Origin of the sequence: Flavobacterium sp. N2038, assembly GCF_025947185.1 — a bacterium.
In the GTDB taxonomy this organism is placed as follows: Bacteria; Bacteroidota; Bacteroidia; order Flavobacteriales; family Flavobacteriaceae; genus Flavobacterium.
On the sequence record NZ_CP110001.1, the window covers coordinates 187652 to 200808 of the forward strand.

The window sequence follows — 13157 nt, forward strand, 5'->3', positions numbered from 1 at the left end:
CATCTTTCAAATACATTGCAATGAAAAGTCTTAAAATAGTATCTTTGCAGCAACATTATTATTTAATATACTGAGAATGAACAACGCTGTTGCCGGATTTTCTAAATTATCCAAAAAAGAAAAAATTAATTGGATTGCCAATGAATACTTTTCTACTCCAGAAGAAGCACTAAATATTATAAGAAATTACTGGAATTCAGACAAAAAGCTCCAACAACTGCATGACGAATTCATCGAAAATACAATTACAAACCTATATATTCCTCTTGGAGTTGCCCCTAATTTTTTGATCAATGGAAAATATAAAACAATTCCAATGGCAATCGAAGAAAGTTCAGTTGTTGCTGCAGCTTCAAAATCTGCTAAATATTGGGCAACAAGAGGCGGATTTAAAGCAACAGTAATCAATACTGAAAAAATTGGCCAGATTCATTTTACTTTTAAGGGCGATGCTGAAAAACTAGAATTGTTTTTTAACGCCATTAAACCAAAGTTTTTCTCCGAAACGCAAAGTATCACCAAGAATATGCAACAACGCGGAGGCGGTATATTGGATATTCAGTTAAGAGACAAGAGAAATTTACTTGAGAACTACTTTCAGCTCCATGCAACTTTCGAGACCAAAGACAGTATGGGGGCTAATTTCATCAACTCATGCTTAGAACAATTTGCTACAACCTTAAAAGAGGAATTTCAGCATTCTGAATTATTTACAGAAGATGAAAACATTAAGGTTGTAATGAGTATTTTATCTAATTATGTTCCTAATTGCATCGTTAGAGCCGAAGTTTCCTGTCCTATTGAAGAGTTAGCCGAAAAACATATTTCAAATCCTCAGGAATTTGCCGAGCGTTTTGTTCAGGCCGTTCAGATTGCCGAGGTAGAGCCTTTTAGAGCAGTTACGCACAATAAAGGAATTATGAATGGTGTTGATGCTGTTGTTCTGGCAACAGGAAACGATTTTAGAGCTATTGAAGCCGGCATACATGCTTATGCTTCAAAAAACGGGCAATATTCAAGTTTATCTCACGCAAAAATAGAAAATGGCATCTTTACTTTTTGGCTTGAAATACCTTTGGCTTTGGGTACTGTTGGAGGGCTAACTTCTCTACATCCTCTTGTAAAACTTTGTCTTGAAATGCTTGAGAAACCTTCTGCACAAGAATTAATGGAAATTGTTGCTGTAGCTGGTCTGGCACAAAATTTTGCTGCATTACGATCATTAACTACAACCGGAATCCAGGAAGGACATATGAAAATGCACTTAAACAATATCATTAATCAATTTGAGGCAACAGATGAAGAACGTCATTTGATTAAAACTCATTTTAAGAAAACTGCCGTTTCTCATAGTGCTGTTGTAGAGTTTATTGAGAATTTAAGAAAATAGAATATATAAAAATTCCAAAAAATCTTAGCCTCCAAATAAAATTCCAAATTCCAACGATAATTGGAATTTGGAATTTAAAATATTGGGATTTATTTAAAATCGAAGTATGAAAACAACTTTTTACAGTAACGGAAAATTATTTATCTCTGGAGAATATTTAGTCCTGGATGGTGCAGATGCTTTTGCATTACCAACCAAATTTGGACAAAATTTAATTGTTGAAGATGGAAACGATAAAACCATTGAATGGAAAAGTTACGATTATGATCAACAACTTTGGTTTGAGAACACCATTTCGTTTGATGAAATTATAAATAATACAAATCCCGAGATTGAAACTGTAAAATCAACCCTCATTAATATTCTGCATGAGGCTTATCTTCTTAATCCGGATTTTATTAATCAGGCTCAAGGGTACAAAGTTAAGACAAATCTTACTTTTCCAAGAAATTGGGGACTAGGAACATCCTCTACTTTGATTAATAATATTGCACAATGGACCAAAATCAATGCTTTTACACTTCTAAAAAATAGTTTTGGAGGAAGTGGTTATGATATTGCCTGCGCACAAAATAATACTCCTATTGTTTACAAAATAGAAAACAACAGCGTTACGCCAGTTTCATTCTATCCTGACTTTACAAAAAATATTTTCTTTGTATATCTTAATAAAAAGCAAAACAGTAAAGCAGCAATTCATGCTTACAACAATCATAAAAGTCAGAATTTAACCAAAAATATTGTTGAAAATAACAAGATTACTGAGGCGATTTTAAATGCTAAAACTTTAAATGAGTTTGCCAAAGCAGTTGAAAAACACGAAGTTCATCTTAGTAAAATTCTTGAATTGGACACTATAAAAGAACGCGCTTTTCCTGATTTTAATGGCGCAATTAAGAGTCTTGGTGCGTGGGGCGGAGATTTTGTAATGGTGGTTTCAAAAGAAAACCCAACAACTTATTTTGAATCTAAAGGATACAATACAATCCTAACTTATGATGAAATGATCTTAAAGGAGTAATTGTCATTTCTAGAATCTGATTTAGTAAAGCAAAATCAGTACATTTTCTTATCCGATTTGTTTAGACTCGAGGTGCCGGACTTTTTGATTCTCCAGTTCATTAGACTCTATAAGTGTATTATGGAGTCGTTCTGCCATCTTTTCTATACTATTATTAATAGAATCATAAACCAGCTCCATTCTACGGTGTTTTTCTTCTTTAACCGCTTTTAAAACATCCTCAACAAATACTTTATCGTATTTTTCAGCTACAGAATCACGAGTATTCGTTAATCTTATAACATAATCGTTGCTTAATATAGTCACTTTAAAATGCTGCTCTTCGTTGCTTAAATAGTATTTCCCTCCCAACTCATCAACATTGATGTCGGTGCTGCTCACTTTTAAAAGCTCAATGATGATTCCATAAATATGATTTTCTATTTTAGAATATACTCTGGGCTTTCTACGAAACAAACTAAACAAAAACATTAACCAACTGATTATTAAAATACTTATTCATTTTTTTAACTCACGATTTTAAAAACAAACATTAAACTAATTTTATTCTGTTTAAATAAAATTTCAGCAAATTAACAGTAATAATTTTAATAACACAAATTTGTTAAGATTAAATTTCTATTATTCCTATATAATTAAGAAAAAATTGTCAATTATTTATTACAAAACAAGTTAGAGAATTAATTAAAGCAAAAAACCCGAAGATTCGATTGAATCTTCGGGTTTTTAATCTTTATTTATTTTACTAAAAACTAGTAATTAAATTGTAATCTGTTATCTTCAATTTTAGCATTGCTTTTCAAAGCTGGTAAAATTCTGTTAGTATCAGATGCGCTTTGTGCTTTTACTTTAGCTACATACTCTGCATGATTAGCAAGAGCAGGAGCTTTTACTGTACTGATGTTTTTTACAACATATACTCCAGTATTTCCTTCAATTGGAGCAGAAACTTTATTTGCAGCTAATGCAAACGCATTTCCAACAACTTTTGGCTCTTGACCAACTCCTCCAGGTAATACAGGATTATCTAAAGTAACATTTGTAGCTTGTTGAACTGCTACACCAGCACTTTTAGCAATAGCTTCGATTGTAGAACCAGTTAATTTAGCTTTTAGCATTTCTGCTTTTTTCTTGTTTTTCAAGATAGACTCAACATAAGGTCTTGCTAAACTTACAGATACTAAACCTGATTTGTTTTCGCTTTTGTATTGTGCGATCACGTGTCCAACGTTTGCAATTTCGAAACGCTTAACATCACCTGTACTAGTTTCTTTATCAAATGCCCATCTTACAATGTTACGTTGGTTTCCTAGAGGACCAAACGCTTCATCCATAGCTTTAGCAGTTACCGGAGCAGCCACTTTTAAACCTAACTCTTTTGCAGTTGCAGCAAAATCCTTATCAGCCGCAGCCATTTCGAATTTAGTTGCCAATGTAAATACTTTATCAGAAGTAGCTTCAGAAGGCTCTATTTTTTGAGCAATTGTAGCTAAACGAATTCCGTCTTGTTTATCTGTAATTTTGATGATGTGAAATCCGAAAGGAGTTTCAACTAATCCAACTTTACCAATTCCGTTATTGAATACAAAATCATTGAATGGTTTTACCATTTGACCTTGACCAAAATATCCTAAATCACCACCTTGTTGTGCAGATGAATCGTCAGAACTTGTAAAAGCCAACATCATGAAACTATCCGGATTAGCCTGAACTTGTGCTAAAATTTCTTCAGCTTTAGCTTTAGCCTCTTCTTTAGTTCTTTTTTCTTTAGCGTTTGGTGTTTGAGATCCATCATAAGCGATTAAGATATGACTTGCTTTTGCATTAACACCAGCTTTAAATCCTAAAGATTTAGAGATCGCATAATATCTTCCGTAAACATATGGTCCGTAGATTGCTCCAGCAGGTAAGCTGAATAATTTATCAGCATCAACAGCTGGCAAAGCATTTTTAGGAACATAAGTAGAATCGTAAGGAACATCAGAATTTGAGTTTACAAATTCCGCAATGTTTGTAGCATTTTTAAAACCAGCTAAAGTATCATTTTTACCAGTTTTAGCATTGTAAACAACACTTCCGTTTAATAATCCTGTGATTTTAGCTTTAATTTCAGCTTCGTCTTCTTTTGAAGCTTTATCTTCAACTAAAACATATTGAATTTCACGAGTTTCATCCGCTTTGAATTTTTTCTCGTTTTTCTTCATATAGTCAACAATGTCTGAATCTGAAATTTTAACATCACTATCTTTAATAGAAGAATATAAAGCTGCAGCATAACTAAAGTTTACTTTGTTAGCTTCCATTTCATATTTCAACTTTCCTTCACTAGCAGTTGTGTAAAGTCCAGATTTAATCAATGTATTGTAAATTTGAAATTTTGCATTCAATTCTGCATCTTTCTCTTTACTTGAAATATATTGTGCTGCTTCAGGATTTGTTTTGAAGTACTCTTTAAATTTTACTACATCAAACATACCAGCGGCATTTAAGAACATTGGATTTTTACCAATATTTGGATCAGCCTTTAAAACTTCCAATAAGTGCTTTTCTCCAACTCTCAATCCTAATTTATCAAACTGAGTTGATAATAATGCGATTGAAACCTCTTGGTCCCAAACTCTGTTTGCAGCTTCAGTGGAAGTAATTCCTTGCCCACTTTTTTCAACATTACTAACTTTAATTCTAAAGTCTTCAAATGAAATATCTTTCCCGTCGATGCTTCCCACATCTTTTGAACTTTGACTAAATGTCCCTTTACCGATTAGATCTTGTATTATAAATGCAAATAATGCAAGTGCAATAACTCCTATCAATAAAGCGGAACGCTGTCTAATTTTTGCTAAAACTGCCATTTTTATTATCGTTAATTTTATATTCAGTTTGCGAAAATACAATTATCTAGTTAATAACAATACAACTAGCGTTTTATTTTCAACAATTTTTTTAATAATTAAAAAAAATCACTCTTTTATAGTCATTTTTACCAATTCAATTTTCTTATCTGTGGCCTCTTCGATCACAAATTCATACTTATCTATAAGAATTTTATCTCCTTTTTGCGGAATTTCCTTCGTAAAGTTGACGATAAATCCTCCTAATGTTCCATATGAATCTTCTTCCGGAATTGTCAATTTGTACTCTTCATTTAAATATTCGACATCTAATCTTGTAGAAAACAAATATTTACCATTACCCAATTCTTCTTCAATCAATTCTTCATCTAAATCATGTTCGTCTTCAATCTCACCGAAAAGTTCTTCTACAATATCTTCTATGGTTATAATTCCCGAAGTCCCTCCATATTCGTCTAAAACTACGGCAACGTTTTTTCGCTTTTTGATCAGCAAACTTAAAGCATCTTTTATCAAAATTGTTTCAGGAACAAATTCAACTGTCATCAAAACAGATTTGATGGTTTTTGGCTTTTTGAACAAATCAAATGAATGCACATAACCCACAATATCATCCAGCGAATTTTGACTTACTATAATTTTAGAATAACCAGTCTCAATAAAAAGCTCTTTAAGCTCTGTAACGCTTTCAAACAAATCAATATCTACAATTTCTGTACGTGGCGTCATAATATCACGCGCTTTTACGCCTGAAAACTCTAAAGCATTTTGAAAAATCTGGATTTCAGAATCAACTTCCTGATCGTCTTCAACAGAATTCATTTGCTCTGTGATATAATTCCCCAACTCCACTTTACTAAAATACAATTGCACCTGATCTCCTTCTGTTTTGAAAAACTTTCTCAAAACAAAGTCTGAAATCCAAATAAAAAAAGTAGAGATATAATAAAAAAGGCGATAGAACAGAAAAGCTGGAATTGCAAAAAATTTAATTAAAGAATTGGCATAAATCTGAAAAAAAACTTTTGGTAAAAACTCTGCCGTTAGCAAAACGATAAACGTCGAAATGATAGTTTGAATCGCTAAGCTTGTAAGATCTGAAAAATGAAATCCTAAGCTTATAAGACCGTTTAGAATTAAATCCCCCATATAAAAACCATACACTACCAATGCCACATTGTTACCAATAAGCATTGCAGCAATAAATTTGGAAGGATTCCCGGTAAGTCTGGTTAAGATTCTTGAGAGAAAATTTTCCTGCTTTTTCTCTATTTCAAGATAAATTTTATTGGATGAAATAAAAGCTATTTCCATTCCCGAAAAAAAGGCTGATAGTATTAAACATAGTATTATAATACTAATTTCCATTTTTTACTGTTTTTTGTTTCGGTCGTCAAATTTCTTAACAAATCTTCTTCTAAAGAAAAACATAAACACTGCCATTCCGGCAATTACAAAGCTCAGAGGGTATCCCTCATTGTTTTCATTAAGCTTTGTTACCCCGTCATAAATAAAGAAAACGGCAAATGCAATGTAAACGTATTGTGTGTATTTTAAGTAACCCATAACCTGTTTTTTATTCGTTTGATTCAATTTCACCGCTTATTCGCTGTGAATTAATCACTTTAAAATCTTTACTAAAATCTACCCCTTGTCCATTTGAAACTCCTTTAGCATCAGTAAGCTTAAATTTTCTTTCGGTATAGAACCATTCATTTTTCTGATCAAAATAAAGCTGTTCTGTTTCCAGAACCTGCCCTGCTTCTGACGTAATTTTTACTTTTCCCTGTAAATCTATTATTCCGGTTTGTTTATACGATACGGCATAATTTGATCTGATAAAAGTACGCTTTTGTTTTTTATCATAAAGCGTTACATCAATGCCTTTTGGAAAGTCTGTAAAAGGGAATTCTAAATTAGAATAATCCAACATCTTAGGACTTTTTAGGACTCCTGTAATACGTCCGGAATCTGTATATTTTATATCAACAGTATCAGCGTCACTTCCCGGAACAAACTCTGCGAAGTTACTTCGCTGAACTTCTTTAAAATTACTTTCGCATCCAAAAAACAGTGTCACAGCAAGAACTGTGACAACGCTTATAATATATCTCTTTGGTAAATTCATTTGCCAAAAGTAGTAAATTGTAGTGAGCTTAAAAAAGATAAAATCCAGTTCTTAGTTGAATTTACTCTTCACAAACCATCTGTCGTTGAAAGAGAAACTTACACTAAAGTTCATGTAGTTTTCCTGAATCAGGCCAGCTGATGTTGTTCCTTTTTTACCAAACTCAATCCCAAGGTTTACATTTGAGAATGATCCGGTGATTGGGAAACCAGCTCCTAAAGTCACTCCAACATCATTGATAGACTGATTGTTAATTACCAAACCTAGTTTTTCGTATTTCAAACCAGCTCTGTATGTAATTCTGCTAAAGTAATTACTAAATGAAGTATAGTTAGGAATAAAATAACCTCCCACAGCATATTTTGAATACTTTTCATAACGAACATTATCGCTTGAATTGTAGTAATTAGCATATTGTCCATTACCCTGAAAAGCCAAAGTAGTTCCAACAAGCCATTTTCTTGCTTCCCCGATACCGGCACCAATTGTCAATTTATTTGGCAATTTTAATTTTGTTTCAACCGCATCGTAAATTATAGGATCCGGATCTGAATAAACCGAAATTACTCTCGAGTTGGTCGAATTTAATGTACTTGCAAAAGTATAATTTAAACTTGTAAACAATCCTAACTTCTTGCTTAATTTAGCTTGATACATGGTTCCAATATTAAAATTGACACCCGATAATTCAGATAAATTCGTCTCAGTTGTTACATCTGCAACATCTGTAATTCCTTCAATACTTAATGTTGTAATTTTTCCAAAATTGTACTGTACATCTGCACCAATATTCCAGTTTGGTTTAATCTTATAGGCTAAACCTAAAAACACTTTATTTACACCACCTTTTCCTTCAAACTGACCGCTTGCTGCATTAGGATCTGCTGTATTATCATCTAAGATCTTATACCCTACAGAAGACAATGGAACTAAACCAAATGAAGCCCCAAATTTACCCATTGGAATCCCTAACGCTAAATAATCAAAAGTTGCTCTTTGTGCTTTTGAAGATTCGTTATCATTTTTTAATGTTGATGTTCCAAAAGAACCTCCAACAGAAAAAGTCGTCTGAATCAAACTAGCATAACTTGCCGGGTTATCAATATTCAAGTGAATACTATCCTGCTCAACGGCAACTCCGGCCATAGATCTAAATTCAAGCGTACCTTTGAATCTTGAGTCTCCAATTCCGTAAAAAGAATATGGTGAAGCTGTACCTTGCTGAGCAAATGAAACGAATGAAACAAGCAGACAAGCGCTTATTATAATTTTTTTAATCATTGTCGGTTTTATATTGAAAAGTTTGATTCAAACTCTCTAGTAAGAAATTTGAATTGGCAAATATGGTATTTTTTAATCGTTTAGCCAAAAAATCTGCATCGCCTCCCGTTAAAATTATTATAAAATTTGAAAAGTTTGCCCGATATTCATCGATAAAACCATCTATCTCATAGACGAATCCATTAACAACACCAGAATGAATTGCCTGTGGCGTTGAGTTTCCGATATAAGAATCCGGATTCTCTAAGGCAAGCAAAGGCAGTCGTGCTGTAAAGTTATGCAAAGATTCATAACGCAAACGAAGTCCCGGAGAAATGGCTCCGCCCAGATAATTATCGTTTTCGTCGATAAAATCGTAAGTTATGCAAGTTCCGGCATCAATAACCAATCTATTTTGTTTTGGAAATTGTAATGTAGCCCCGGAAGCCAAAATCATTCTATCTATTCCTAAGGTTTTTGGCGTTGCATATTTATTTTTGAATGGAAAAATGTCTTCATGTGTAAAAAAGTGAACTTTCAATCGGTTTTCGAAAGCCAAAAAAGACTCTTTTTCAATTTTTCCAACCGAAGAAACGACCAAATCGGAACAATTTGAAAATTTTATTAATATTTTTTCAATATTTTTTTCAAGCTCATTTTTCTCAAAAACAAAATTCTCAAGAGCAGTACTTCCCTCAAATACAGATGCTTTAATCCGAGTATTCCCAACATCAACAGTTAAAACCATATTTACTTTTTTACTTCTGCGAAGATACAAATTGATTTTTTTAAAAAAATGTTTTGCACAAATCAAAAATGGTTATATATTTGCACCCGCAACAAGCACGGTACCTTAGCTCAGATGGTAGAGCAATGGACTGAAAATCCATGTGTCCCTGGTTCGATCCCTGGAGGTACCACAAAACCCGAATAGAAATATTCGGGTTTTTTGTTTTTATTATTTTTAGTAAATATTTTACTGTAAAGTCCTATCAATACAAAGGTTCACAAAGTTTCAAATAAGTTTTCCCGACCTTTCTTTTTTTTATTGTGCAACTTTTGAACAAACTTCAGAGTCAATAAACAAATCCTTTTTGTTAAAAAAACATCCTGTAGCTAAAAAACTATCTGATATATTCGTAAAACTATATTTTCATATTTTAACCTTTACTAAATATATAAAATTGCTTTATGGATAAAACTTCTATTAAGGGCATTTAGAAAGTGATTTCGGCCTCTTCTATGGGCATCATGATTGAATGGTATGATTTTTACATTTTCGGGAGTTTAGCAGTCGTTATTTCTGAAATCATAATTCTTTTTATTCTCACCCCGCTAATCGTTTTAGGCTTGGGAACTTTTGGCTATTTTTCTTTGATTCGAGAATACAACGAGAAAAAATAACCAAAACTACTCAAACAGAAAAGGGCTGCCTAATGAAACAGACAGCCCTTTTACTTTACTAACTAACCAAATTTTACATGCTCTTTTTATAGTTTTAGACCTAGAAATACGATTTCGTTTTTGCCTAAAATCCTTTAAAAATTGACATCTTTATTTTTTAATAAATTTCATTACCTGAACTTTATTATTTTCATCCAGTGCTTTTACAAAATATAATCCTGTTTTTAACTCGCTTACACCAAACTGAAAATCTACATTTCCACTTGAAGCAAAGCTTTTTACTAATTGACCTGATATTGCATAAACCTGCACTTTTGTAGTCGCAATATTCAGGGTAAAATAATTAACTACCGGATTTGGGTATAAATTAACCGTATTTCCAGTTTCAAATTCAGGCAGCGCCAAATTGGCTGTTTTATTTCCGTAGATTCTGTACTCTCCCGGACCTAAATTTATTGTAGCATTTACATCGGTAACATTTAAGGTTGTATTCTCCATCAGGTTGTACCATGCTCCCGCATATTGAAATCCTGTTGCAACATTCTTTGCCGTAACATCAAAATTGGCAATGATTAGCACATCTTTTAATTGTGTCGCTGCAAGATTGCTGTTTGTAATTTTTATATTTACAGTTACTGCACTTGTATTTGCCATAGTAGCGGTTCCTAAAAACACAGGTTCTGTAACTTTCATGTTGATCATTTTTGCCCAATCATAATAAATCTTATTACGATTTGTATCTCCCAACCAATTTTCTGCCCATTGTGGTTGCGGCTTCGTATCTAATTTACAATCGCCGCCAATCGTTGCCGAAGTGTCATTTATAGTACCATTATTACACGTATAAATTGAATCATCCCACCCTAACTCACCAAAATGCCAAATCATTTTTGGACCAGGAACCAGTAATGAAACGGCGCCAATTGCTGACATTCTTGACAAAGCCGTATTCAATGTTTTTACATTGTAACTTCCTGCCGAATTTCCATATTTTACATTTTTATACATCAAACGTTCTTCGTCATGACTTTCGGCATAACCCATTAAACGGTTTCCTGTAAAGCCATGATTAGAACTCATCATTCTTGATATATTACTAGTATATCCCATAGACAATTCATTGTACTGATCTGTCATTTTACCCCACATCATAACTCCTTTGCTTGGTGTTTCTCCCACTCTGTAATTTGCCCATTGTTGCTCTTCAAGATCAGAATTTCCTAAATGTTCAAAAATAATGTAATGTGTCGGGTCAAGACTCCAAGAATAATCTGCATATTTTCTTAAAACATCAACTCTATCCTGCTGATATCCATCTGTACAAGCCTGATCTGAAGCTGTACATGCTTGTGTAAATCCTTTGGTTAAATCCCAACGGAAACCATCAATTTTATACTCTTCAATCCATTGTTTGATAACACGATCTACATAATATTGTGTTTTTGCAGATTGATGATTAAAATCTTCCCCTACACTATAGGTATGTTTTGCAACGGTATTAAAGTATGGATTTTCTGTCGTTGGAGAACCAAAGCCGTCTCCGTCCGGATCATTCATCCACATTCTTATCATTGGGTTTCTCCCGAAAGCATGATTTAAAGCCACATCCAGAATAACAGCGATTCCGTTTTGATGACACAAATCGATAAGCTCCTTTAATTTATCTGATGTACCGTAAAATTTATCTAATGCCATATGAAACGAGGTATTATACCCCCAACTTTCATTGCCTTCAAACTCCATTACCGGCATTAATTCGATAGCATTAATTTTAAGCGTTTTAAAATATTCAATTCGATCTATTAAACTTTGAAAATTTCTTGTAGCATCAAAATCACGAACTAAAACCTCATAAACTACTAACTTGTCTTTTTCTGGCTTTACAAAATTCGTAACCTGCCAGTTGTAAGGCGTTTGTCCTGTTTTAAGAACGGTAACTTCAAAGCTCTGACCTGCCGGATAAGCGGGAATATTTGGATAAGAAGTTGCCGGAATCGAAGGATCATCATACGGCGACAACACTAAAGTTGAATAAGGATCAGCGACTTTTACCATTGATGGAGAATTCGCAAGAGGCGTTTTATCAACAACCCAATATTGATATGTATTATTTTGTCCAGAAACCAATCCTGTCAATTCCAGCCAGAATTTACCTGAAACCGGATCTTTTTTCATTGCATATGCTGTTGTTGGCTGCCAATTATTAAAACTTCCGGCAACGTAAACAAAATCCTTTAAGGGTGCATCTAAAACCAGAGTCGCTTTTGTTGCATCTGCAGTATTGTAATTTATTCCATCTACCAATCCAGCCGGCATTGCCTCTGAAACTGTGTTTGGATCGATAACGACCGAGAATTTTTTCACAACCGTCGTTGCCCCCTGAGTAACCGCTAATTCGTAACTCTGATTATCAACAATACCAGTATGATTGAATGCGTAACTGGATGTACTTGTGTTGGCGTTAATCTCAACTCCATTTGATTTTAAAACATAACTTGCGACACCATTTGTATTTGTTGCTGCAATATTAAAAGCAGAACCTGAAGCCAAAATTGTACTGCTGTTTTCAGCAGGAGAATTTAGCGTTACCTGAAAAGAGCCAACATTCAGAAAAAAGTCAGAACAAGATGGTGCTAATTTTAAGGTTTGAGATCCGTTAGCGTTTCTAAATACAAGCCCCATTTTTACTGCCGCAGCTTGCTGAGTCGCATTTAATCCAAAATAAATGCTTGGTGTAATGGTGATACTCCAGGTACCATTTGCATTTTTTGTCATCAGACCAACACCATCATCGGCACCCCAATTTCCTTTGGTAACCTGCCATGGATTGGCTTCGGTACCAATTCCTGAATGCATATAAACTTTCGTCGGATTAGTGCCCATTGTATTACAAGTACTTGATGTAAATGAAGCTGTAATCGTTATGGACTGATTTACCTGAAATACAGCCGGGGAAACTGTAATTTGCTGAGAATATGCAGTAATCGATAATAAAAAGAGAATTAAAAGTATAGTTTTTTTCATAATTTTAGTTAAGATATTTTAAAGCAAAAACTGAGATAATTAATAAAGATATCTTATTAACTGTAAATCCACTACAGC

The 13157-nt window shown here is 33.5% G+C and carries 11 protein-coding genes and 1 tRNA gene; 4 read left to right on the forward strand and 8 right to left on the reverse strand.

The window, feature by feature from the left end; genetic code table 11:
• The first annotated feature begins 76 nt into the window (after window positions 1-76).
• Window positions 77-1390, forward strand: coding sequence for a hydroxymethylglutaryl-CoA reductase, degradative (locus OLM51_RS00725; RefSeq protein ID WP_264552520.1), 1314 nt, complete (start codon window positions 77-79; stop codon window positions 1388-1390).
• 106 nt (window positions 1391-1496) lie between these two features.
• Window positions 1497-2411, forward strand: a complete 915-nt coding sequence (locus tag OLM51_RS00730) for a GYDIA family GHMP kinase (RefSeq protein ID WP_264552521.1) — start codon at window positions 1497-1499, stop codon at window positions 2409-2411.
• 48 nt (window positions 2412-2459) lie between these two features.
• On the opposite strand, the gene OLM51_RS00735 is transcribed toward OLM51_RS00730, so the two are convergent.
• From OLM51_RS00735 to OLM51_RS00765, 7 genes are all read right to left on the reverse strand, one after another.
• Window positions 2460-2792 (reverse strand): hypothetical protein, encoded by a 333-nt coding sequence (locus tag OLM51_RS00735; RefSeq protein ID WP_264552522.1) that lies wholly within the window; start codon window positions 2790-2792, stop codon window positions 2460-2462.
• Window positions 2793-3163: 371 nt separating this feature from the next.
• Window positions 3164-5263, reverse strand: coding sequence for a peptidylprolyl isomerase (locus tag OLM51_RS00740; RefSeq protein ID WP_264552523.1), 2100 nt, complete (start codon window positions 5261-5263; stop codon window positions 3164-3166).
• A 108-nt stretch (window positions 5264-5371) separates the two neighbouring features.
• The gene (locus OLM51_RS00745) at window positions 5372-6631 is read right to left on the reverse strand and encodes a hemolysin family protein (RefSeq protein WP_264552524.1); all 1260 of its coding nucleotides are present in this window, start codon (window positions 6629-6631) and stop codon (window positions 5372-5374) included.
• Window positions 6632-6634: 3 nt separating this feature from the next.
• Window positions 6635-6829, reverse strand: a complete 195-nt coding sequence (locus OLM51_RS00750) for a hypothetical protein (RefSeq protein WP_264552525.1) — start codon at window positions 6827-6829, stop codon at window positions 6635-6637.
• A gap of 10 nt (window positions 6830-6839) precedes the next feature.
• Window positions 6840-7391 (reverse strand): LPS export ABC transporter periplasmic protein LptC, encoded by a 552-nt coding sequence (lptC, locus tag OLM51_RS00755; RefSeq protein ID WP_264552526.1) that lies wholly within the window; start codon window positions 7389-7391, stop codon window positions 6840-6842.
• Between the two features lie 51 nt (window positions 7392-7442).
• Window positions 7443-8672: a hypothetical protein gene (locus tag OLM51_RS00760; RefSeq protein WP_264552527.1), complete on the reverse strand. Its 1230-nt coding sequence runs from the start codon at window positions 8670-8672 to the stop codon at window positions 7443-7445.
• On the reverse strand, window positions 8665-9399 hold the full coding sequence (locus tag OLM51_RS00765) for a type III pantothenate kinase (RefSeq protein ID WP_264552528.1): 735 nt from the start codon (window positions 9397-9399) through the stop codon (window positions 8665-8667). The genes OLM51_RS00760 and OLM51_RS00765 overlap by 8 nt, the downstream gene beginning before the upstream one ends.
• Window positions 9400-9498: 99 nt before the next feature.
• On the opposite strand from OLM51_RS00765, the gene OLM51_RS00770 reads away from it, so the two are divergent.
• Both OLM51_RS00770 and OLM51_RS20435 read left to right on the forward strand, forming a co-directional pair.
• Window positions 9499-9571: transfer RNA gene (locus OLM51_RS00770), tRNA-Phe, on the forward strand.
• 418 nt (window positions 9572-9989) lie between these two features.
• Window positions 9990-10055, forward strand: coding sequence for a hypothetical protein (locus OLM51_RS20435; RefSeq protein ID WP_413614536.1), 66 nt, complete (start codon window positions 9990-9992; stop codon window positions 10053-10055).
• Window positions 10056-10205: 150 nt separating this feature from the next.
• On the opposite strand, the gene OLM51_RS00775 is transcribed toward OLM51_RS20435, so the two are convergent.
• Window positions 10206-13079 (reverse strand): alpha-amylase family glycosyl hydrolase, encoded by a 2874-nt coding sequence (locus OLM51_RS00775; protein WP_264552529.1) that lies wholly within the window; start codon window positions 13077-13079, stop codon window positions 10206-10208.
• Window positions 13080-13157 lie beyond the last annotated feature (78 nt).